We start from the raw sequence: 23813 nt of genomic DNA on the forward strand, positions 1-23813 counted from the left end.
TCCTAAATTAGTTGATCCATTACAATTTTTCGAGGATTGTCTATAAAGAGTTCCTGAGCCTTCGCTTCTCCGTATTTTTGGGTAACAAGGTCATATGCTTCTGCCATATGAGGAGGTCTACCGTCTAGATTGTGCATATCACTTGCAATCACATGAACCAAATCCTGCTCTAAAAAATACTGAGCTCTTTTTTTCATGAATTTATAACGTTCTCCAAAAAGTTTGGGTTTGAGGATGTGTGAACTATTTACTTGCGTGTAACAGCCCATATCGATCAGTTCTCGAACGCGTTTTTCATTATTTTCAAGAGCATCATAGCGCTCGATGTGGGCAATGACTGGAGTAATTCCCAACATCAAGATCTTGCTCAAGGCGCTATGAATATCGCGATAAGGGGTGTTCATACTAAACTCTATCAAGGCATAACGACTATCATTGAGGGTTGGAATCCGCTTTTTTTCCAGCTTGTCCAGAACATCTGGTGTGTAGTAAATTTCAGCCCCGTAAGCAATGACCAAGTCACTCGCCACTTCCTTAGCTATTTCCCGAACCTGAAGAAAGTTTTCTGCTATCTTCTCTTCCGGAGTTTCAAACATGCCCTTGCGACGGTGAGAGGTAGAGACAATGGTTCGCACCCCCTGCCTGTAGGCTTCTATCAAGAGAGACTTGCTTTCCTCTCTTGACTTGGGACCATCATCTACATCAAAGACAATGTGCGAATGAATATCAATCATTTCATCTACCCTCCAACACGTCTTGAATAGCAGTTTTGACAGATGCAAGGCTACTGTCGTCAATTTCCATCATATAGAGGTTACTATCTGGCATCGCATAAGAAGGAAGATTCATCCGTCCTGTACCTTTCAAGTCTTGCGAATTCACTTTGTAAGTTCCACCACTTTCCAACTGAGCATTGACCAAGTTCATCATGGTCTCAAGCGGCATGTTTGTTTGGATAGAATCTTGCAAACTATCAATAATCGTACTATAATTTTTCAGTGCTTCGGTCGACGTTAATTTTTGAAGGATAGCCACAATCACCTTTTGTTGATTGCGCCCGCGGTCACGATCGCCATCTGCTAGGGAGTAGCGCTCGCGAACAAAACCGAGAGCCTGTTCTGAATCAAGATGAACATTGCCTACAGGGAATTGAAACTTCCCGTGTAGAGCTGTGAATTCCTGATCATTATAAACATCTACCCCACCCAACAAATCAATCAATTTCAAGAAAGAAGTGAAGTTCAATCGCACATAGTAATTGATATCCACTCCATAGAGATTTTCTAAGGTGTGGATGGATGAATCAACTCCATAAATGCCCGCATGGGTTAATTTATCTTTTTGATTATTTCCACCGTCTGCGATTGGTACATAGGCATCACGTGGCGTTGTGGTCAAGAGGATTTTCTTGGTATCTCGATTGACAGTCATCAGGATATTGACGTCTGAACGCGACACTGAACTAATCGGGCCATAGGTATCAATTCCACTCACATAAATATTGAAAGACTGATTCTTAGACGTCTTAGGAGCTTCTACTTTTTTAGTGAATCCCTTAGTATAAATCTTTTTTATCTTCGATGCGTAATCTGGATACTCTGACTCGATGATATTTTCAAAGACACTGTTTAAGACAATAGCCTTAGTATCACCTGCAATCAGACTCTTGTAAGCCGCCAAGTAAGACGAACTCTGATTGACCGTCAAATCGGTATTCTGACTTGACTTGATATCAGCTAGTAGTTTTTGAATATTTTCATTATCAGTCCCAGTCGGTGCTGTCACACTCGTCAGTTGCGTAACATTTCCAACCTCACTATCTGCTAAAACAGCAACACTGATAGAATATTCTGAGTAATTAGAAGTCGCATTTAAACGATTGGTCAGTCCAACAAACTGCTGTACTGCAAAGAGCGACACAGAGCTGACAAGGATAGAGAGCACCAATAGAAAAATGGTGAACTTTTCAGCTTTTTTATAGATAATCAAGAGCAGCCCTACTAAGGCAACTAGTAGAACTAACGCAGTTGCCACTAGATTAAGATATCTAAAAGCAAGGATATGGTATTTAAAAATCAAAAACAATAAAAAGCCAGCCAACAATAGATAAATAGCTAACAAGGCTATGTTAACGCTTCGCTTTACTTTCCCCGAGCGAGATCTCTTTGAACGTTTCGTCATGACACTCCCCTATACTATAATAATTAAAGTAATTATATCACAAAAGTAGGACAAATTCCATTCATTCCCACAATTCTCAGCGTTTTCATTCCTTTTTTCTTAGCTATATTTTGAAGTGACCGCTTTCATTATTTAGGACCTTGAGCAAACAAAAACAAGATCTCTTGCAAGAGACCTTATTTAACTTTTTATTTGATATGATTTTCAAATTCTTTTTGACTTTGTTCGATGGCTTTTTTTCGTTCTTCTTCCCACTTAGTCTTGGCTTCATCAAATTGTTTCTTGGTAACAGGGTCTTTTTGTAATCTCATATACTTATAATTATTTCCGTCACCCTTGATACCTACTAGGGAGTAGGCACGTGTAAACGGAGTTACTTTAGTTACAGAGGCTGTACCACCATTTGACATAGCAGACATGACTAGAGAATTGTCAATCATCCAAGCTTGAGCTTCAGCGTATTTTTCATAACGCTTAGCGACATCTTTGTTCTCAGCATCTGCTTCTTTTAAAAGTTTCGTATAGGTATCTAATCCCAGACTCTTGATGAGCTCTTGGTCTTCCTTGGCATCAAGACCAAAAATCTTGAGATAGAAGCCAGTTTCAGCATTGAATGGATCTAGATAAGTTGATGGATCCTGGTAATCACCAACCCAACCATCAAAGTTTAGGTCGTAGTCACGAGCTGCTGGATTTGGTGCTAGGAAGGCAACATTTCCAAAGTCATCTGTAGAAAGCTGTTGAACATCAATGACGATATTGTCAGAACCTAGTACTGTTTCAAGGGTTTGTTTAACCGAGTTCATACCAGAAACCGCATTTTTATTCGTCTGATCAACAGGGACATCCAAATGGATTGGGAAAGTCACGCCTTGGGCTTCCAATTCCTTTTTAGCTTCCGCAAATTTTGCTTGGGCCTTTTCCTTGTTGAAGTAAGCATCTTGAGCATCTGCCAAATTGATACCTGACCACTCAGTTCCATAGTTTACAAGTTTAGATGCTGTTACTTCTCCAAAGGTCTTATCTCCCACCTGGACAAATGTTGGGGGAACCAGAGTATTACGAAGGGTTTTGCTCGCTGCTTCTTCACCGTTAGATTGAGCAGAGTAGGCTGTTCGATCAATTCCAAAGTTGATAGCCTGACGGAAATTTTTATTTAAGATAGCTGTTTGAGCTGATTTCTTTTGTTCGTCCGTTGTTTTAGCGGTATGATTATAGGTTTTGCGGTTGACGTTAAAGTTAAAGTACCAAGATGTCTTGTCTTGTAAGCTATAGAGGATATTGTCTTGGTATTTTTCTTTTGTCTTAGCATAATTCGAACTGTTTGGATAGACTCCTGCAATCGAGTAAGCACCACTTTCAAAGTTTCGAATGGTCATCTCCTGATCTGACCCATCAAAGTAGGCTAACTTAACTTTTTCAATGGTTACTTTATCATGGTCATAATAGTGTGGATTCTTCACATATTCGATCGAAGATTTTGATGTGAAATCTTTTAACAGATATGGACCGTTATAAAGGATGCTGTCTGGTGTCAAGGTACCAAAGTCTTTATCTTTTGATTTCAAAAACTCTTCGTTGACTGGGAAAAGAATACTATTGGTTGTCTTAGAGTTCCAATAAGGTTCTGGTCGTGTCAAAGTGTACTCAACCGTATAGTCATCCAAGGCTTTGACACCAACAGTTGAAAAGTCATTGGTCACACCCGTCACATAGTCATTCAATCCCTTGATTGAATTTTGAATCAGATCCATGGCTTGCCCCTTGTTGTCCGCAGCATATTTGATCCCAGTGACAAAATCCTGAGCTTTGACTGAAGCGTATTCCTCACCATCAGCCGTATACCACTTGGCATCTTTTCTAAGCTTGTAGGTATAGGTCAAACCATCTGATGAAACAGACCAATCCTCCGCAAGAGCAGGTACGAGGTTCCCATAGCTGTCATTTTCTAGCAATCCATCTACGAGATTGGTAATAACGGCAGTGTTATCTGCATAATAATCTAGAAGATAGTTAAAAGTTGTTGGATTCGCACTAAATGTTGATGAATAAGTGCTAGTATCTGTGTTGGACTGTCCACATGCAGAGAGCAAAATCCCTGTCGCTAAGACAAGACCTGTCCCGATTAGTCTTTTTTTCAGTTTGATCATCATTCACTCCTTTATGTCACTTTTTATAACATAACCATATTTTATCAAATTTATTCAAAAATGTAAAGTTACTGCCTTTATGACAACTGGTGTCTCAAAACAAAAAAGAAGCACAGTTTCCTGCAACTTCCTTTTCTGTTTATAGATTACTTGACGTGTTTTTCAAGTTCTTTTTGGTATTTGGCATTTGTCTCGATTTTTTCTTGTTGCCATTTCTTGAAGGCTTCTTCGTATTCTTTTGCAGTCACAACGTCATTTTGCAATTCCAATCCTTTGAATACAAATGGGTCTCCCTTGATCCCGACTTGAGAGTAAGCTTTTGTAAATGGTACAGTACGGCTAACCGTTGGAGAACCACCTGAAGAAGCAACTGGGATTAAAAGTGAACTATCCGATACCCAAGCTTGAGCTTTAGCATATTTTTCATAACGCTTATTAAGGTCGCTGGTTTCAGCTGCGGCATCATCCAAGAGTTTCTTGTATTCGTCTAGACCGACCTGAGCCATCACTTCTGGATCTTTTCCGCGAGTGATCCCCAAGTGTTTAAGAGCAGAACCCTTCTTAGCATCAAGAATGTTGAGGTAGGTAGCTGGGTCCTGATAGTCTGGCCCCCAACCAGTTCCATTCAAGTCATAATCTTTTTGGGATGGCACTTTGGCTTGGGACGTAATACTCATTTTTTCATTATCTGTCATTTGAAGGACATCAACAATGACATTCTCTGTACCAAGTGTTGACTCGATAGACTGCTTGAGTGAGTTGGTTTGTTGAACGGCAATGACATCGGTCTGTTCAACTGGAACATCCAAACGGATTGGGAAGGTGACACCCTTGGCCTGCAATTCTGCCTTAGCCTTTGCAAAGGCTGCCTTGGCTTTTTCAGGACTGTATAGCGTATCCTTGCCATCTGTAAGGGCTACATCTTTCCACTGGTCACCATAAGAAACGAGCTCTGCCTGAGCCAACTCTCCAAATGTCTTTTCACCTACTTGAACGTAGTCATGAGGTACTAGGCTATTACGGATAATCTTGTCCGCCCCTTCTTCACCATTCAACTGAGCCGTGTAAGAGTGACGGTCAAGGGCAAAGTTCAGTGCCTGACGGAAGTTCTTGTTGAGAAGAGCTTCTTTGGTTGATGTTTTTTGAGCTTCGTCTGTTTTGGCTGTTTTATTGTAAGACTGGCGGTTTACGTTAACAGTGAGGTAGTAGCTTGTCGCTTCTTGTGGACTGTAGACAATCTTATCGCCGTACTCTTTCTTAGTTGACTCAAAGTTTGAGCTTGTTGGGAAGAGACGGGCTGTTGTATAAGCACCTTGTGTAAAGCTGCGAATCAAAGATTCTTGGTCAGATCCATCGTAGAAAGTTAGTTTGATGTTGTCAATCTTAACATTGTCCTTATCCCAGTAGTTTGGATTCTTTTCATATTCGATGACTGATTTTGAAGTCAATGATTTCAAGAAATAAGGACCGTTATAAAGAATACTTGATGGTGTTGGTGCACCATAGTCACTCCCTTTAGAATTCAAGAATTCTTCATTAACTGGAAGCATGGTTGCAGTTGTGACTTTAGAGTTCCAGAAACTTTCTGGTTTATTGAGTGTATATTCAACCGTATAATCGTCAACAGCCTTGACTCCTACAGTAGAAAAGTCATTGCTTTCACCACTAATGTAGGCAGCCAAACCTTTGATAGAATCTTGAAGGAGAGAGAGGCCGTCTGATTTACCATCAGCTGCATGTTTCAGACCCGTAACAAAGTCCTGAGCCTTGACTTCAGCATACTCTTCTCCCTCAGAAGTATACCATTTTACACCCTTACGAAGTTTGTAGGTATAGGTCAAGCCATCTTTAGAAACAGACCAATCTTCTGCAAGCGACGGAATCAAGTTCCCGTATTTATCGTTTTCCAAGAGGCCATCGACAACGTTGGCTATAACGTCAGAAGTTGAGCTCTTGCTCGTCACGCTGTAGTCCAAAGATGATGGATCTATTGCATAGACATAAGAAAATGTCTTGGGAGCATCAGCCTTCTTTTCACTTTGCCCACAAGCAGTTAACAGTAGGGCTGCACTCAAAACAGCACCTGCTCCTAAGAGCCACTTTTTCGATTTCATAAGTAATCTCCTTAAAGATAGTGTTTTCACCATTATACCCTATTTTTTCATAAAAGCAAGGACTTTCGACAGATTTTTTAGAAAATTCTAACAAATATTTTTTAAAGATTTTTCTACATAATTTTTAGTAAAAGAACCTCAAGCATCAAAGACTTGAGGTTCTCTCATTTTAGTCAGTCATTTCCACACAGAAGGCATCCCATGGAGCCAAGGTCTGTTTCTCAAGCGCTTCTTGAGCCACAGTGTTTTCAATCAAGACAGATTTCACTTTTCCTTCTACTGAAAAGTTTTGTTTTTCATTGGACAAATTAGCCACGACTAGGAATCGACGGTCACCGTCCTTACGGATATAAGCAAAGACCTTATCAGTCGTATCAAGTAGTTCAAAGTCAGCTCGAATCAGCCAGCTATTCTCCTTACGGATTTGAACCAGCTTCTGATAGGTATAGAAAATAGAATCTGGATTTGCCAGTGCTTCTTGAACGTTGATTTCTTCGTAGTTTGGATTGACTGCCAACCAAGGGTAACCTGTTGAGAAGCCAGCATTTTTACTCTCATCCCATTGCATCGGAGTACGGGCATTATCACGACCGATGACACGGATACTGTCCATAATTTCCTCCAGAGAAACACCTTTTTCAAGAGCTTCACGCGCATAGTTGAGGGATTCTATATCCTCTACTTGGTCCAGTGTTTCAAACGGATAATTGGTCATCCCAATCTCCTCACCCTGGTAGATATAAGGTGTCCCTCTCATGAGATGAAGCAGGATTGCAAAGGCTTTAGCAGATTTTTCACGGTATTCTTGGTCATTTCCCCAGATAGAGACGATGCGAGGGAGGTCATGGTTGTTCCAGAAGAGGGAATTCCAACCGTCTTCAACTCCCAACTCTGTCTGCCATTTGTTGAAAATTTCCTTTAATTTCCCTACATTTAACTCTTTTTGGTAGTGCCACTTAGGTTGCCCTTCCTGATACTGAAGACAGATGTGTTCAAACTGGAAGACCATTGACAATTCTTGTCCTTTTGGATCCGAGTAAAGCTTAGCAATCTCTGGCGTTGCTCCCCAGGTCTCTCCTACTGTCAAGAGATCTTTGTCGCCAAAGGTTGCTTGATTCATTTCCTTGAGATAGGGATGGAGCATAGGACCATTATTCACTACCTTCTCATCAGGAATTTTCCCAATCATGTCAATGACATCCATACGGAAACCGCCAATGCCTTTATCAATCCAGAAGTTCATCATCTCATAAATTTTCTGGCGCACTTTTTCATTTTCCCAGTTGAGATCAGGCTGTTTCTTACTGAAAAAGTGGAGATAGTATTGACCCGACTTTTCATCGTATTCCCAAGCAGATCCACTAAAGATAGACTCCAAATCATTGGACTCATCCCGCCAGATATAGTAGTCTCGCTCAGGGCTGTCAGGATTTTCACAGGCCTCTACAAACCAGGCGTGTTCATCCGAGGTATGATTGACCACCAAGTCCATGATAATTCGAATATCACGCTTCTTAGCTTCTGCGATCAGTTCATCCATATCCTCCATGGTTCCGAAAATAGCTGCAATGGCTTGATAATCAGCAATATCATAGCCATTATCGTCCATAGGGCTGTCATAAACAGGAGAAAGCCAAATCGCTGTGATTCCTAACTTAGCTAGATAGTCTAACTTACTAGTAATTCCTGGCAAATCGCCAATCCCATCTCCGTTGCTGTCCATAAAACTCTTTGGATAGACTTGATAGACTACGGCATTGTGCCACCATTTTTCTTGCATTTTCTTACCTCATTGTTTTAATAATCTACAGTCTATGATAGCGCTTTTTTTAACTTAGTGCAAGCGTTTGCCTAATCTTTTTAATTTCTTTTTTAGCTCCGTAGTTTCCTATCTTCCAATTTTTTATTATAATAGAGGTCAGAGGTAAAAAAATGAAAAAACAAGCTTTTAGTTCTGAACAATATTTGAATCTACAGCGCGACCATATCTTGGAGCGCATCAACCAATTTGATGGCAAGCTCTATTTGGAGTTTGGTGGCAAAATGTTAGAAGATTTCCACGCTGCCCGTGTTCTTCCCGGTTATGAGCCTGACAACAAAATCAAGCTCTTGCAAGAATTGAAAGAGCAGGTTGAGGTTGTGATTGCTATTAACGCAAGCAACATCGAGCATTCTAAAGCGCGTGGCGACCTAGGCATTTCTTATGACCAAGAAGTTCTTCGTTTGATTGACAAATTCAATGAGCTGGGAATTTTTGTTGGTTCCGTTGTCATCACACAGTACGCTGGCCAACCAGCTGCAGATGCCTTCCGCAACCAACTTGAGAAAAACGGGATTGATTCTTATCTTCATTATCCAATCAAAGGATACCCGACTGATATGGACCACATCATTTCTCCAGAAGGTATGGGGAAAAACGACTACATCAAAACCAGTCGCAACTTGATTGTCGTAACTGCTCCTGGACCTGGTTCTGGGAAATTGGCAACTTGTATGTCAAACATGTACCATGACCAAATCAATGGTATCAAGTCTGGCTACGCTAAATTTGAAACCTTCCCTGTCTGGAATCTGCCCCTTCATCATCCAGTCAACTTGGCCTACGAGGCTGCCACAGCAGACCTTGATGATGTCAACATGATTGACCCCTTCCATCTCCAAACCTACGGAGAAACCACTGTCAATTACAACCGTGATATCGAAATATTCCCAGTGCTCAAACGTATGTTGGAACGCATTCTCGGTGAATCTCCGTACGCTTCACCAACAGACATGGGTGTCAACATGGTTGGTTTTGCTATTACAGATAATGAAGCTGCTATCGAAGCTTCTAAACAAGAAATCATCCGTCGCTACTATCAGACTGTACTTGATTTTAAAGCTGAAAAAGTCGGAGAATCTGCTGTCAAGAAGATTGAACTTCTCATGAACGACCTCGGTATCACACCTGCAGACCGTAAGGTTGCTGTTGCTGCACGCCAAAAAGCAGAAGAAACTGGTGGCCCTGCCCTAGCTCTCGAATTGCCATCTGGCGACATTGTCACTGGTAAAAACTCAGAACTCTTTGGTCCTACAGCCGCTGCCTTGATTAATGCCATCAAGAAATCAGCTGACATCGCTAAAGAAGTGAAACTAATCGAGCCTGAAGTTGTCAAACCAATTCAAGGCCTTAAGATTAATCATCTCGGCAGTCGCAATCCACGCCTGCATTCAAATGAAATCCTGATTGCTCTTGCAATCACAGCTATGGAAAATCCTGATGCTGCGCGTGCCATGGAAGAACTTGGCAACCTCAAAGGAAGCGAAGCCCACTCAACCATCATCTTGACCGACGAAGACAAGAATGTCCTTCGCAAACTAGGCATCAACGTAACCTTTGACCCATTCTACCAATACGATCGCTTGTATCGGAAGTAAATAAACAAGGCTGGATAAAACTCAATTCGAGGGAAAAATCCAGTAAATCTTTACATGATAAAAGATAAAACGCATAATATCAAGGCTTTTGAACACTTGATATTATGCGTTTTTATGATTTTCAATTCTCATTTATTTCAATGAAGTTGTCAACTCGACACAGGCGCCTCCTTGGTCTGGATTGAGCAGGGTCAGACGACCACCGTGCAAGAAAGCTACCTGCTTAGAAAAGGCTAAGCCGATACCATGATGGGGATTAGCTGAATTGCGGCTTTGGTCACTCTGATAAAAGAGCCGTTCCGCTCCCAGCAGCATCTCCTCTGAAAATGCAGGGCCATTGTTCCAGATAGCAAAAACCAACTGGTCCTGCTGCACTGATACCATCAGCTTTACTTCCTTTTGATTCTGGTCTGCATGTTCAAGCGCATTCAGTAAAATATTGAGCAAAGCTCGCTTGAGATAGTCCAAATGAATTGACAAAATCAGACTAAGCTCACAATCTTCTTGGAGGTAGAAACGATGGCTTTCCTGTTTGCTGAACAGCGCCCAGTCGTCCTGTAAAGAAGCCAAAAAGTCCTCCAAGGAAAGCTGAATGAACTGATTAGAATCAATCTGAAAAGTCTTAGCGTAATCAATCAAAGAGCCACAATACTCTTCCATCTTGTGACTAGCCTGCAAAATCTCAGCAGCATAGTCTGCCTGAGGCTGGCTCAACTGCGCCAATTCCAAGAGCTCAGCATTCCCCTTAATCACAGTTAAGGGCGTTTTCAAATCGTGCGATGTCGCTGATAGCTGTAGAATCAATTCCTGATTATGCTGCTGCTCTTTTTCTAGAAGACGAGCATTTTCTTGATGGCTGCTTCGTAAATCGCTATAAACTTCTAGCATTTCCTCGATCCGAAAAAGCTGGCTTTGATTTTCTTCTAAAAGCTTCTCGCTCCTTAGCATTTTTATTTCCCTGTCGATTTTTCGGAGCAATTTCAAAATATGATAAAAAGTAATCAGCAGCAAGCTCCCTGCCCAAAAGAACAAGGTGAAAAGGGCATAATCGCTGCCTTGTGTAAATTCATAGCCGATAAGCACAAAAATCAAAACATGAAAAAAGACGATTTTTAAACTGGTTGTCCAGACTAGGCTTTTGAAATTTCGGGTTCTAATTGCCATCTATAGCCTACTCCTCTCACTGTTGCGATTGCTTGCAGCCCTTCTTGTTTGCATTTTTGGCGAATCTGATATACATATTCTGAGATGGAGCGAAGCTGTGTTTCTGAGCTTTCTGGATAAAGTAAGGTATGCAGGCGTTCAGCTGAAAAGGTCTGTTTGGGATTGCTAGCTAGTAAATGCAGCAATTTAAACTCTCGCTCTGAGAATTTCAAGACTTTACCAAAACAGGCAACTTCATAGCGCTCCGGATAAAATTGACAAGAAGCAATTTCAGAATAGCGCTCCTCACGTCTTTCCTCCCGCCGAAGATGAGCTCTGACACGCGCCAGCAATTCTTTGGTTCCAAAAGGCTTGACAACATAGTCATCTGCTCCACGAAAGAGCCCTTCCACCTTGTCCGCCTCCAACTCCTTGGCCGTCAGAAAGATGATTGGACACGAAAGATGAGGACGAATGTAGGAACACAGCTCAAAACCATTTACAGGCTCCATCATCACATCCAGCAGAATCAAGTCATATCCGACAAAATGCGTCAGCTCTAGCTCTTCTATCTGATCAAGCGTCGTCACATCATAAGCATCAAGCTCTAGGACGTTTTTCACCAGCTTCAAAATGCTTTGGTCGTCATCAACCACCAAAATACGATACTGTCTCATAATTTCCATTATAGCATACCTCTAGCGAACATCTCGTTTCAAGGTTAAGAATATAGCAGAGCTCCAAACCAAAGCTAACCATAACAGCTGTGTTCCCAGCCCTGATAGATCTATTGAATGCTGAAGCCCTTCATACTCAAAAAGATTTAGCGTAGCCAGATCGGGCAGGTATTTTGCTTCTTTGATGAAAGTTGCCAATAGACGGCTGAGACCAATCAAGAGAGGAAAGAGCACCGACACCGGCACAATCCAAGATTGAAAGAGCAAAGCGAGTCCAGCTGCTAAAAAAGCCAGAAAAAGATTGCTGAGAAGACCAAAAGAGCTGTAATAGAGGAATTCCCCCAGTAAGGACCAGCTGAAGGCTAGGTCAAAACGAGCCAGCATAACAAGGAAACAACTGCCTATCACGACACTGTAGAGAGCCAAGAGCAGCAAGGCCAGAAAAAGGCTTTTCCCAGCCAACCAAGCCTTTCTATTTGATACGGTTAGAAAATTCGTTCGCATCCCTGACTTGACAAACTCCTGGGCAAAATAGAGGGAAGTAAAGATGACGATGACAGGCTGCGCCAGATAGAGGGCATGCAAAGCCTCGCTCAGAGCCTTCGTCTGGCCAACTGCTGTCTGACTGTAGTCAAGATTCATCAGAAAAAAAGGAACGACTACCAGAGCCACCAAGGCGGCACCAAGAGCGAGATAGTAAGAACGGAACTTAATCCATTCGCTTCTAAGTAGAGCTTTTATCATCAGTATCGCCCTCCTAAATCCGTCTTCAAAAAGCGCAGAGAGGTAATACCGCCGATGACTAGTAACCATGCACCAAGTATCAACAGTCCTTGTGAGGGATTGTTGGCATATTGGGAAGTCGGCGTTGCAGTAAACAACTCTCCTGCCGGCTGTGGCAAATAAGCCCCCCAACTCGTGTGAGCTGCCAGGTAGTTTCCCAGATTATAGATCTGTGGCACGAGAAAAAGCAGAGGAACTAGCATGGTCCGAGCCAATAAACCTAACAAAAACGAAAGGATTCCTAATAAGGTTAGAGATAAAGTTTTCCACAAAATCAAACTCCAAGCTACCTGATTGAGCAGAATCGGATCAAGCCCTTCCTTTCCTAAAGCCAGATGCATGACCATATAACTAAAGTAAATTGATAAAAAGCTAGTGGCAAGAGAAAAGCAAGTGAAGGTCATGAGTTTTCCGACAAGCAGCTTCAGACGGTTATTACAGGATAAAAGACTGGTTCTCAAGCTATGAGACTGAAATTCCATAGCTCCCAAAATTCCAGCTAAGATGACCAAAACCATGCCCGCCATAGATGCCCCGTTGAGACCCAGATATTCCAGCGGATCAATGGCTTCTGCCAGACCGGGAACCATCTCAGGGGTGGCATCCAAGCCAATGGACAAATACTGTCGGCCCTCTAGCCAGGATACGGCAGGCACCAAGAGCAGCATGAAGGCCATACTCACTCTGAAAGCCTTGGTTGAGCGAATTTTCAACCATTCTGAATGCAATAAAGACATCGTTTCTTTCATCCTAAACCTCCTCTGTCAAATCAAAGAAGAGATCTTCTAGACTGTCTGAATCTTGTAGCACCTCTTCCAATCGTCCCTGCTCAATAATTCGCCCATGATGAATCAAGACTACATCATCTGTCACCATTTGCACCTCTGACAGGATATGAGAAGATAGAAGTACCGTTTTCCCTAAATCAGCCTGCTGACGAATGAACTTTCTAAACCACTTAATCCCACTTGGATCCAGTCCATTAGTCGGCTCATCTAATATAAGAAACTGAGGATCGCCCAGCAAAGCTGCTGCCAAACCCAGCCGCTGACTTTCCCCTAGAGACAGGCTTGATAAGAGGTCCTTCCTCTTATAAGCGATTCCAGTCATCTCCAAAACCTCATCGATCCGAGACTTGGGAATGGCATTACTCGCTGCAATAATCCTCAAGTGGTCATAGACCTTTCGATTTGGCAAACCGCCAATGCCGTCAAAGGCTGCACCTACCGTTCTGAGCGGATAGGTCATTGACTGATAGGTTTGCCCATCAAAAGTCGCAGTCCCAGACGTCGCCCGATCTAACCCCAAGAGAATCCTCAAGGTCGAACTTTTCCCTGCACCATTTGGACCCAGAAAAGCTGTAATCCGACCGCTTCTAGCTGTAAAAGAAATATCTTCCAAAATCTGCTTGCTGCCATGCTTCTTGCAGACTCCTTCTATTTTCACCATATGTTCCATACTGAACTCCTTTATCTTTATTTTCTCCAGTATATCCAATCTAGTTCAGAATTAGTTCAGAGATCGAGCAAAAATTCTAAAAGTTGATCCCACCTTTCAAAAGTCACTCTAGCTTCATTAGAAAGAACTCAGTTTTTCTTTTCCTTTATCTTTATAATCCTGAGGGTTTTGTATGGAGACTTTGTTATAATGCTAGTCTCAAAAAGTCATTTATTAAACTCCATCAAGAGCAGGCTTTATGATATAATGAAAGAAGAAAACTGAAAGGAACGACCATGTCAAAAGAAGTTATTGTTGAAAGTTTTGAACTTGACCACACCATTGTTAAAGCACCTTATGTTCGCTTGATTGGGGAAGAAACGGGGCCAAAGGGAGACATCATCTCCAACTTTGATATTCGCTTGGTACAGCCAAATGAAGACTCTATCCCTACTGCTGGGCTTCACACTATCGAACACCTCTTGGCCAAACTCATCCGTACCCGAATTGACGGCATGATTGACTGTTCACCATTTGGGTGTCGCACAGGCTTCCACATGATTATGTGGGGTCGCCATACCAGTGCTGAAATTGCAGCTGTTATCAAGGATTCGCTCAAGGAAATTGCTGAAACCACTACTTGGGAAGATGTCCCTGGAACAACCATCGAATCTTGCGGAAACTACAAGGACCACAGCCTCTTTTCTGCTAAAGAATGGGCAAAACTCATCCTGGAACAAGGAATCTCAGATGATGCCTTTGAGCGCCATGTCATCTAAACACAAAAAGGAACCAGCTTTTAGCTAGTTCCTTCTTTTTTTATTCTCAAAATCTTGAGTTAGGCTTTTTCACGAATAACCAAAACGCCATCTTCCATATCTGCTTCCAAATGTTTAGCATCTAGATGATCCAAGTGGAAGTCCGTCACCTTATCACGAATTTGTTGTTCAACCACGCGACGGAGAGGACGAACACCCATAACTTCGTCATAGCCTTCTTCTGTGATAAAGTCCTTAGCTGCTTGGCTGACTTCCAAATCAATGTCTTTCTTAGCCAAGGTTTGGTTGACTTCAGCCAACATCAAGTCCACAATCTTAGAAAGGTCTTCCTTATTCAAGTGTGAGAACTCGATAACTGCGTTAAAGCGGTTAAGGAATTCTGGACGGAAGTATGGTTTCAAACGATCCATTAATTCTGGTTTATCTGCATCTTCTGTCAAGTTAGCTTCATAGCCAAATCCAGCATTTGATGTCGCGATAATGACCGTGTTCTTGAAGTTCACTGTATTTCCTTGACCATCAGTCAAACGACCGTCATCCAAGACCTGAAGGAGAAGGGTGATTACTTGAGGATCCGCCTTTTCAATTTCGTCCAAGAGAATGATAGAGTAAGGATTACGACGAACACGTTCTGTCAAAGTATTGCTATTGTCATCATAACCCACATAACCTGCTGTTGTACCGATTAACTTAGATACAGCTGTGCGGTCACTGTATTCAGACATATCCAAACGAATGATAGCATCCTTAGTTCCAAACATATCCAGTGCCAATTGCTTAGCGAGCTCGGTCTTACCAACCCCAGTTGGACCTACAAAGAGGAAGCTACCGATTGGGCGATTGCCTTCATCAAAACCAGCACGGTTACGACGGATAGCACGAGCTACTGCTTCAACCGCCTTATCTTGGCCGATTACCTTGTGTTCCAAGCGATGAGCCATATCTTTCAAACGTTCGATGTCTGACGCTCCCATTTGTGACACTGGAATACCTGTCATTCGTTCCACAGATTCAGCCACATCGTTGATGCTTGCAGTCACTTTCATGTCTTCTGTGTGGTTTTCGACTTTTTTCTCCAATTCTGCAATGCGTGTCTTGGCATTAAGAGCTGCTTCAAAATCTTCTGCCTCAACAGCTTTTTCTTGCTTGTCTTTTTCTGCCTCGATTTCTCGTTCAACAGCATGAACATCTGTTACAGGATGTTGAGCTGCCAAGTGAGCTGCCGTTACATCGACAAGGTCGATAGCCTTATCTGGCAAGCTGCGTTGTGGAATGTATTGGATAGAATAATCCACTGCTGCCTTCAAGACTTCGTCTGGCAAGATAACATTGTGATGTTGTTGATAGAGGTCACGAATCCCTTGAAGGATTTTAAAAGTATCCTCTGCTGAAGGAGCATTGACCTTGACTTCGTTGAAACGACGAGCAAGAGCTGCATTTTTCAAGATGGTGTTACGGTATTCGTCTTGAGTTGTCGCTCCAATAACAGTCAACTCACCACGGGAGAGAGCTGGCTTGAGAATGTCCGCAAGCCCTTTAGAACCACTGTCTCCGCCGATTGAGCCAGCGCCAAGGATTTGGTGAATTTCATCAAAGAAGAGGATAATATTTCCTGCTTCTTTCACTTCGCTAACAAGATTTTGAACATTTTCTTCAAAGCTACCACGGTATTGAGTACCAGCCTCAAGACCTGAGATATCAATAGAAATAATTTCCTTGTTCTTGATGGCAGCTGGAACATCTCCATTCACAATCGCTTGTGCTAGACCTTCGACAACGGCTGTCTTACCAACACCTGCATCTCCTACAAGTACAGGATTGTTCTTCGTACGACGTGAGAGGATTTCAGATGTTTCTTGAATTTCCTTGTTTCGTCCGATAACAGGATCCAATTTGCCCTCGCGAGCTTCTGCTGTCAAGTTACGACCTAGTTTAGCAAGGACACCATCTTGCTTCATACCTGAAGCGTGTTGTTGCATTTGCGCATCAGATTCTACATTTCTTGGTAATTGACCAGTTGCACGATAATGAGCAAATTCCTCAGGAGTCACTTCACGTCCATTAATCAAGTAGCGACGGTTTTCAGAACTGTATCCTCGCATACCACCCATCAATTGGTTAAACAAATCATCCATGTTGTTAAAGTTATTAAAGTTGTTGTTCATATTCTTTACCTCGTTTATTGTTAATTAATTGCGATCTCTGATATTGACTATCTTTGACCTTTGTTTTAAAAATTTTAGACTAGCTAACTCGCTACTCTACGTATAATTTCTGGTTTTTCTTTTTTAAATAAGCCTTCTATCATCTTCTTTTCAAAGTCTGTTAGATTTAACATAGGCCTCACCCCTTTCTCGGGATTCTATACCTCATTCTCAAAGACTAATTCGTTGAAAATGAGCTTTTTAAGGAATTCATTTTCCTTATGTTTCTACTATATCACATTGGTCAGTAAAAGTCAATAATTTTTGACCAAATTTGACTATTTTTTAAAAAATTTTTAAGCACACAAAAAGCCAGTCATATCGACTGGCTTTTCTCTATTACAATTGAATCTTAGCTCAATGCGTCATCCATTGAAAGAACTTCGTGGAAGACACGTTGTGTCAATTCAGTTTTTTGTTCTGGAGTGAGGTATTTAGTGTTTACACAGTATCCAGAGATACGTACGATAACGTCTTCACCTGACATGATCTTTTCGTAAACATCGTTCAAGTCCATAACGTTCAAGTTAACGTGTTGTCCACCGTTTTCAAAGTAACCATCAAGGATTGTTACCAAGTTATCAACTTGCTCGTCACGAGTCTTACCAAGAGCACGTGGAGAAACTTGAGTTGTCAATGAGATACCGTCAGCTGCGTAACCAAAGTCTAGGCTAGCAAGTGAGTTCAAGTTTTGCAACCATCCACCTTTAGCTTTGTTAGATGGGTTAGCACCTGGTGAGAAGAATTCAAGTTTAGACAAGTTCACAGAACCATCTTCGTTGAGGTATACACCTTTGTGGACTGGTGAGTTACCAGTTTGTTTAGAGTAAGCAACGTTAGATGTGATTGTCAAAAGTGATACTGTAGCTTCTGCGTCTTTGTAAAGTTTGTGGCTACGTAGACGAGTTGTGTAAGCTTCGATCAACCATTCTGCCAATTCGTTTGAACGTGGGTCATCTTCACCCCAACGTGGGTATTCACCGATTGTTTCGTAATCGTATATGTAGCCATCTTCATCACGGATTGGTTTAACGGTAGCGTATTTGATAGCTGACAATGTATCAACAGTGTTAGCAAATCCACAGATACCGAATCCCATGTTGGCACGTTGTTTAGTTGGCAAGAAGGCCATTTGAACAGCTTCGTAGTTGTACTTGTCAGTCATGTAGTGGATGATGTTCAAAGCATCTACGTAAGTGTCAGTCAACCAGTCAAGAGATTTTTCAAAGTTCGCTTTAACTGATTCGAATTCAAGAACTTCGTCACGGATAGGATCGATGTCAAATACTTTGTAGTCTTTGTGGACATCGTCGTAACCACCGTTCAAACCAGTAAGAAGAGCTTTAAGAACGTTTACACGAGCACCGAAGTACTGGATGTTGTGGCGTTGATCTTCGTTTTCTGGGTCAAGTGGTGACACACAGCATGAGATACAGCTCATTTCTCCGTATCCGTCTTTAGCCATTGTTGTTACACCTTCGTATTGGATAGAAGAGTGTTTGTGGCTCATATGCATACAGTAGCGACGGAAGTTGTATGGCAATTTGTCAGTCCAAAGAACTGTCAAGTTTGGCTCTGGAGAGTTACCGATGTTGTCAAGAGTGTTCAAGAAACGGTAGTCCATCTTAGTAACACGGTGACGACCATCGTTACCCATACCAGCCATTGAAGTTGTGATGAAGGTTGGATCACCTGAGTACAATTGGTCATAAGCTTTTGTACGAGCAAATTTAACTGTACGAAGTTTCATAACGAAATCATCAACGAACTCTTGGATTTCTGATTCAGTAAATGTACCACGAGCAAGGTCACGTTCTGCAAAGATATCCAATACGATTGGCACACGTCCTAAAGATGTAGCAGCACCATTGATAACACGGCAGACAGCCATGAAGGCGATGTTAACCCATTGGATAGCTTCTTTCGTGTTCATCGCTGGTTTGCGGACATCAACTCCGTAAAGGTCACCCAAGCGAACAACTTGTTGCAATGCTTGGTATTGAAGGTTTACTTCTTCACGAAGACGGATTGTTTCTTCATCAATTTCTTTAATTGCATTCCAGTCGTTTACTTTTTCTTGCATCAAGTAGTCTGCACCGTAAAGAGCAAGACGTGCGTAAACACCGATGATACGTCCACGTGAGTAGGCATCTGGAAGACCAGTTACAGTGTGAGCGTGACGAGCACGACGAATGTTTGAAGTGTAGGCACGGAAGATACCGTCGTTAACTGTTGTTACGTATTTAGTAAAGATTTCGTGAACAGCTGGGTCTGGTTCGTATCCATTTTCTTTCAAAGTAGTTTCAGCCATACGGATACCACCTTTTGGCATGAAGTTCAATTTGAAGAGTTCATCGTTTTGGATACCAAAGATCAATTCGTTTTCTTTGTCGATAAATCCAGCAGGAATATCAGCAATAGATGTTGGACGAGTGTCCATTGGGAAACGAGTTTCTTCGTAGTGTGCTTTTGTTTCTTCTACGATTTTTTTGATGTGAAGTGAACGTTCTGTTGGTCCAGCAAGGAAACTTTCATCTCCATCGTAAGGTGTGTAGTTGGCTTGAACGAAGCGAGAAATACTTGCTTTTTCTTTCCAATCTACGCCTTTGAAGCCTTCCCAAGCTTTATCAAAAATATCTTGTGCTTCAACAACTGTCTTAACAACCATGTTAATGTCCTCATTTTTCTTTCTAGTAACAGTCATCTGTTACATTCATGAGATCAGTATACCATACAGTAACCGATTTCAACAAGCGAAAAAAGGCTTTTTTATCACTTTCTTTTCTAATACAGTCCGTTTATCGGTACGATCTGTATTATATATTTGAAAGAATGAGTACTCTTTTCCATTTTTTCAGAAAAAAAGGTATAATGAATAAAAAATGACATTAGAAAGGAAGCAAAATGCTCATATTTCCATTGATTAATGATTTGTCCAGAAAAATCATCCATATCGACATGGATGCCTTTTTTGCTGCGGTGGAAATAAGAGATAATCCTAAGTTAAAGGGCAAGCCTGTCATCATTGGGAGTGATCCCAGACAAACAGGCGGACGGGGAGTTGTGTCTACTTGTAGCTACGAGGCACGAGCCTTTGGCATTCACTCTGCCATGAGTTCTAAAGAAGCTTATGAGCGTTGTCCTCAAGCCGTCTTTATCTCGGGCAATTATGAAAAATACAAAACTGTGGGACTTGAGATTCGAGCTATTTTTAAACGTTACACCGATCTGATTGAACCTATGAGTATTGACGAGGCCTACTTGGATGTGACAGAAAATAAACTCGGTATCAAGTCAGCCGTCAAAATAGCTCGTCTCATCCAACAGGATATCTGGCAGGAACTACACCTGACTGCTTCTGCTGGCGTTTCTTACAATAAATTTTTAGCTAAAATGGCCAGCGATTATCAAAAGCCACATGGTTTGACAGTTATCCTCCCTGACCAGGTCCAAGATTTTCTCAAACAAATGGATATTGCTAAATTTCATGGAGTGGGCAAGAAAACAGTGGAAAGGCTTCATGAAATGGGTATTTATACTGGCGCAGACTTATTAGACGTTTCTGAAGTCACTTTAATCGATCGGTTTGGCAGACTCGGTTTTGATCTTTATCGAAAGGCTAGGGGCATTCACAATTCTCCAGTCAAATCCAATCGTATTCGTAAGTCCATCGGCAAAGAGAAAACCTATGGTAAGATTCTCCAGGCTGAAGAGGACATCAAAAAAGAGCTGACTCTTCTATCTGAAAAAGTAGCTCACAATCTCAGCAAACAAGACAAAGCTGGAAAAATCATTATCCTTAAAATTCGTTATACTGACTTCTCCACTCTAACTAGGCGGAAAAGCCTCTCACAAGCAACACAGGACGCTAGTCAGATTTCTCAAACTGCCCTTCAACTCTACGAAGAACTAGCTGAAAAAGAGAAAGGTATCCGTCTACTAGGAATTACAGTGACAGGATTTTAAAAAGCTTGAAGGAAAATTCCCTCAAGCTTTTTCTTATACAAACAAACGCACAAAACTATAGAGCAACAAGACACTACCGAGTACAATACGGTATTTACCAAAGAGTGTAAAGTCGTGTTTCTTCACATAGCTGGTCAAGAAACGAATAGCAACCATGCTGACCGCGAAGGCAACACCCATAGCGACTAAGAGCAGGAATAATTGCCCAATACTCAAGAGTTGACCTGCTTTAATAAATTTGAAAATCTTCAAAGCACTAGCTCCGAACATAACAGGAATTCCGAGATAGAAGGTGAACTCTGTTACAACAGAGCGACTCGTTCCATTCAACAAACCACCGACGATAGTGGCACCTGAACGGCTCGTTCCTGGGAAGAGGGCGAGGACTTGGAAGAGTCCAATGTAAAGAGCTGTTTTATAAGGCAACTTGTCTAGCTCTGTTACTGTTGGTTCAATGGCTTGCGCCTTATTTCGTTTTTCAAGATAGATAAAGGCAACACCATAGATAATCAACATAATGGCAACCGAAACCATGTTATGGAAATTGGCATCAAACCAATCATCTAGTTTAAAGACCAATAGCAAAGGCAAGGTTGCAACGAAGACTTTTGACCACAATTGCCAAGTTCTACGAACTTCGACCTTGTTTTTACCAGGTTTGAAGGGATTGAGCTTGTTAAAGTAAATGACCATAACTGCTAAAATAGCGCCAAGCTGAATGACAACATTAAACATGGACATGAAGGCTTCATTTTGGTCCTTGTATTGGACAAATTCTTCCACCAAGATCAAGTGTCCTGTACTTGAAATGGGCAACCATTCTGTAATTCCTTCAACAATCCCAAAAAAGATTGACTTCAAAATTTCAATAAAATACATACATTACTCCTTTTTCTGTCCTCTATTATAGCATAATTTCGGATGTTGCGATAGATTTTTTCTAGAAGGCTCCGATACTACCACCGCCACCTCCTCCTGAGAATCCTCCGCCAGAACTTCCACTTCCAGAAGATACAGAGTAGGTACTTGCTGTGTTTGCAATACTAGCATAGTGACTCATTTGAGCAGTTGAATGATAAAACATACTGTGCCAGCCATAAGCTACGTAAAGATTGATATCTGGGTTCTCAACTTGAATCTGATAAGATTTCATCAAATGACTCACCTTGTCCGCATAACCAAATAAAGTAGCATAGACAAGGAGGCGATTCCAAAGAACAATACTTTCTAATTCTGCCTTGTCTAGATGGGCGATATCGCGAAGCATGTTTTCAAAACTAGTCCAGAGATAGTACGCTTCTAACCCTTCTTCATTTAAAACACCATCACGAGTATCAAATCGGGTTGTCCAATAATAGACGGCAGCTAACATCAAGCTCACAAACCCAAGGATAGGAAGTGGCAGGGAAAGATACCCATGAGCATCCAAACTGTACAAGAACCAGCCAAAACCAACGAAAGCAGGTAGAAGCGTAGAGACACCTATCGTCAATCGCAAGATTTTTTCTCCATTACTCAGTGGACGATAATAATCTGGAAGTTGCAAAGAGGAAACCCGCTTTCTCACCCCATCCTGCATCTGCTTCAGAGCTTGCTCGAAAGACGACTTAAGCTTACGTCCTGTTTTCTGAATCCTTTTTTCATCAGCTGCTTTTGCACCTTGGTAAAGACTAGTTGACACTTGGTAATCTGCAAACAAATCTGAAACAAGCACTTCCTCTCTTCCTGAAAAGGTCAAATTAAGGCAATCTTTTTCAAAACTTGCTAATCCTTTTTCTTTTACGACTTTTAGACGGACCTCGTCTCCATTTGAGATGATTGAAACATTTCCACGGTCGATTACATCCAACAAGGTTGCCTGAACGAGTTGGTCAAAGGTGAACTTCCCGCCTCCCTTGGTCAAGGGACTGACTTCCTCTAAAGAAGTGGAGTAAACAGCTTCCGATAAAACCATCGGTTCTAAGTCCATTGGCGGTTCATAGAGACGGTGATTTTTAGCATATTTCTTCGATGGGGAGGTTTTTCTTCTGTAAATGTGGTAGAAAATGACACTTAAGACTAAAGAAATCGAGAGCAGTAAAGGGATAATCCACGTAGCCAGAGCTTTACTTTGAGTTTTTTCAGCAGTAATGGATTCCTCTATTTTTTCAAATTCTGCTAAACGATTGCCTTTCAATCCCTGATCCAAAGCTGTTCCAAAATCTTTTCTAGGCCAATATGCATGCAATTCAACCCCACGCTGGCGAGGTAGATTCTGTAAATGAACACGATAAACACTATCTATCTTCTCTACATTGCCCTCTGTAAAGAGTTTCCCTGTATGAAAGAAAAGTTTTTCTGCTCCATTAAAGCCCATTACTCGAAACTCAAAATTTTCGATAGGTTCTGAACTATCCGTCAGAGGTTGCCAATTAAGTTCCGCAATATCATCATATAGAAATAGGAGATTTTTTAGTTGCCATGTGATTACCACTTCAACGGTATCCCCCTCTTGGCCTGGATTATACACTTTTACAGTATACCCTTCCGATTCTTCTATCACTTCACTATTGACATTTTCAATGGCAGCAGCATTTTTCCATACCTGAACCTTCGGACTGGAATCTATTTCAAAGCCCTTTGGCATCTTACCAGCACGACCAAGTCCTACTAGTTGTCCATTAAAATCCTCATCAAAATGATATACTACTTTCTCCCTAAATTCTGCCATATTATCTGCATGAATATACAAATCACCTTGATAAGAGCGAATCTTGAAATCAACCGCAAAAACAGAGAGTGGTAAAATACAAAACAAGCTAAATAAAAGCAAGAAAAAAGTCTTTTTCACAACACAATCCCCCTTTTTATCTTTGCTATCATTATATCATTTTTTATAAGTAAAGGCTTACTTGTATTGAAAATCTCACTATTTTTCGATACAATAGAGAGAGTCATTTTTAGACTAGAAATAGGAGAAAAC

Annotated in this window: 17 protein-coding genes; 3 read left to right on the forward strand and 14 right to left on the reverse strand. The window is 41.5% G+C overall.

Going from position 1 to position 23813, the window contains the following annotated elements; translation table 11 throughout:
- Positions 1-2 precede the first annotated feature (2 nt).
- From cps4B to HMPREF0850_RS12020, 5 genes are all read right to left on the reverse strand, one after another.
- Positions 3-734 (reverse strand): capsular polysaccharide biosynthesis protein Cps4B, encoded by a 732-nt coding sequence (gene cps4B / locus HMPREF0850_RS12000; protein WP_000565374.1) that lies wholly within the window; start codon positions 732-734, stop codon positions 3-5.
- A gap of 1 nt (position 735) precedes the next feature.
- Positions 736-2181 carry an LCP family glycopolymer transferase CpsA gene (gene cpsA, locus HMPREF0850_RS12005; RefSeq protein WP_000166971.1) on the reverse strand — a complete coding sequence of 482 codons (1446 nt, stop codon included), beginning with the start codon at positions 2179-2181 and terminating at the stop codon, positions 736-738.
- Positions 2182-2369: 188 nt separating this feature from the next.
- Entirely contained in the window at positions 2370-4331 is a 1962-nt protein-coding gene (locus HMPREF0850_RS12010; RefSeq protein ID WP_000593538.1) for a peptide ABC transporter substrate-binding protein, read from the reverse strand.
- 146 nt (positions 4332-4477) lie between these two features.
- Positions 4478-6445: a peptide ABC transporter substrate-binding protein gene (locus HMPREF0850_RS12015; RefSeq protein WP_000837390.1), complete on the reverse strand. Its 1968-nt coding sequence runs from the start codon at positions 6443-6445 to the stop codon at positions 4478-4480.
- Positions 6446-6614: 169 nt separating this feature from the next.
- Positions 6615-8225 (reverse strand): glycoside hydrolase family 13 protein, encoded by a 1611-nt coding sequence (locus HMPREF0850_RS12020; protein ID WP_001156778.1) that lies wholly within the window; start codon positions 8223-8225, stop codon positions 6615-6617.
- Positions 8226-8377: 152 nt separating this feature from the next.
- On the opposite strand from HMPREF0850_RS12020, the gene HMPREF0850_RS12025 reads away from it, so the two are divergent.
- Complete coding sequence (locus tag HMPREF0850_RS12025; RefSeq protein ID WP_000743606.1) at positions 8378-9862, forward strand: DUF1846 domain-containing protein; 1485 nt, start codon at positions 8378-8380, stop codon at positions 9860-9862.
- Positions 9863-9994: 132 nt separating this feature from the next.
- Here the strand turns inward: HMPREF0850_RS12025 and HMPREF0850_RS12030 are convergent, their stop codons facing one another.
- From HMPREF0850_RS12030 to HMPREF0850_RS12050, 5 genes are read right to left on the reverse strand one after another with little or no spacing between them, the layout of a single operon-like run.
- Positions 9995-11026, reverse strand: coding sequence for a sensor histidine kinase (locus tag HMPREF0850_RS12030; RefSeq protein ID WP_001007875.1), 1032 nt, complete (start codon positions 11024-11026; stop codon positions 9995-9997).
- Complete coding sequence (locus tag HMPREF0850_RS12035) at positions 10993-11691, reverse strand: response regulator transcription factor (RefSeq protein WP_000404916.1); 699 nt, start codon at positions 11689-11691, stop codon at positions 10993-10995. Before HMPREF0850_RS12035 ends, HMPREF0850_RS12030 begins: the two co-directional genes overlap by 34 nt.
- Positions 11692-11703: 12 nt before the next feature.
- Positions 11704-12426 (reverse strand): hypothetical protein, encoded by a 723-nt coding sequence (locus tag HMPREF0850_RS12040; protein WP_000588282.1) that lies wholly within the window; start codon positions 12424-12426, stop codon positions 11704-11706.
- A complete protein-coding gene (locus HMPREF0850_RS12045; RefSeq protein WP_000665381.1) occupies positions 12426-13214 on the reverse strand; it encodes a lantibiotic ABC transporter permease in 789 nt (262 codons plus the stop codon). Before HMPREF0850_RS12045 ends, HMPREF0850_RS12040 begins: the two co-directional genes overlap by 1 nt.
- Before the next feature lies 1 nt (position 13215).
- Positions 13216-13923, reverse strand: a complete 708-nt coding sequence (locus HMPREF0850_RS12050) for an ABC transporter ATP-binding protein (RefSeq protein ID WP_000400712.1) — start codon at positions 13921-13923, stop codon at positions 13216-13218.
- 275 nt (positions 13924-14198) lie between these two features.
- Here HMPREF0850_RS12050 and HMPREF0850_RS12055 point away from each other — a divergent pair, with 275 nt between their 5' ends.
- The gene (locus HMPREF0850_RS12055) at positions 14199-14681 is read left to right on the forward strand and encodes an S-ribosylhomocysteine lyase (RefSeq protein ID WP_000032544.1); all 483 of its coding nucleotides are present in this window, start codon (positions 14199-14201) and stop codon (positions 14679-14681) included.
- Between the two features lie 59 nt (positions 14682-14740).
- Here the strand turns inward: HMPREF0850_RS12055 and HMPREF0850_RS12060 are convergent, their stop codons facing one another.
- Together HMPREF0850_RS12060 and pflB are read right to left on the reverse strand one after the other, a co-directional pair.
- Positions 14741-16846, reverse strand: coding sequence for an ATP-dependent Clp protease ATP-binding subunit (locus HMPREF0850_RS12060; RefSeq protein WP_001063429.1), 2106 nt, complete (start codon positions 16844-16846; stop codon positions 14741-14743).
- 391 nt (positions 16847-17237) lie between these two features.
- Positions 17238-19553 (reverse strand): formate C-acetyltransferase, encoded by a 2316-nt coding sequence (gene pflB, locus HMPREF0850_RS12065; protein WP_000260613.1) that lies wholly within the window; start codon positions 19551-19553, stop codon positions 17238-17240.
- Positions 19554-19789: 236 nt separating this feature from the next.
- On the opposite strand from pflB, the gene dinB reads away from it, so the two are divergent.
- Positions 19790-20851, forward strand: a complete 1062-nt coding sequence (gene dinB / locus HMPREF0850_RS12070) for a DNA polymerase IV (protein WP_000904542.1) — start codon at positions 19790-19792, stop codon at positions 20849-20851.
- Positions 20852-20884: 33 nt separating this feature from the next.
- Here the strand turns inward: dinB and HMPREF0850_RS12075 are convergent, their stop codons facing one another.
- Both HMPREF0850_RS12075 and HMPREF0850_RS12080 read right to left on the reverse strand, forming a co-directional pair.
- Complete coding sequence (locus tag HMPREF0850_RS12075; protein WP_000273565.1) at positions 20885-21730, reverse strand: undecaprenyl-diphosphate phosphatase; 846 nt, start codon at positions 21728-21730, stop codon at positions 20885-20887.
- 61 nt (positions 21731-21791) lie between these two features.
- Positions 21792-23681 (reverse strand): DUF2207 domain-containing protein, encoded by a 1890-nt coding sequence (locus tag HMPREF0850_RS12080; RefSeq protein WP_000750615.1) that lies wholly within the window; start codon positions 23679-23681, stop codon positions 21792-21794.
- Positions 23682-23813: the final 132 nt, after the last annotated feature.

This window comes from Streptococcus sp. M143 (assembly GCF_000162495.1).
Lineage (GTDB): Bacteria > Bacillota > Bacilli > Lactobacillales > Streptococcaceae > Streptococcus > Streptococcus dentisani.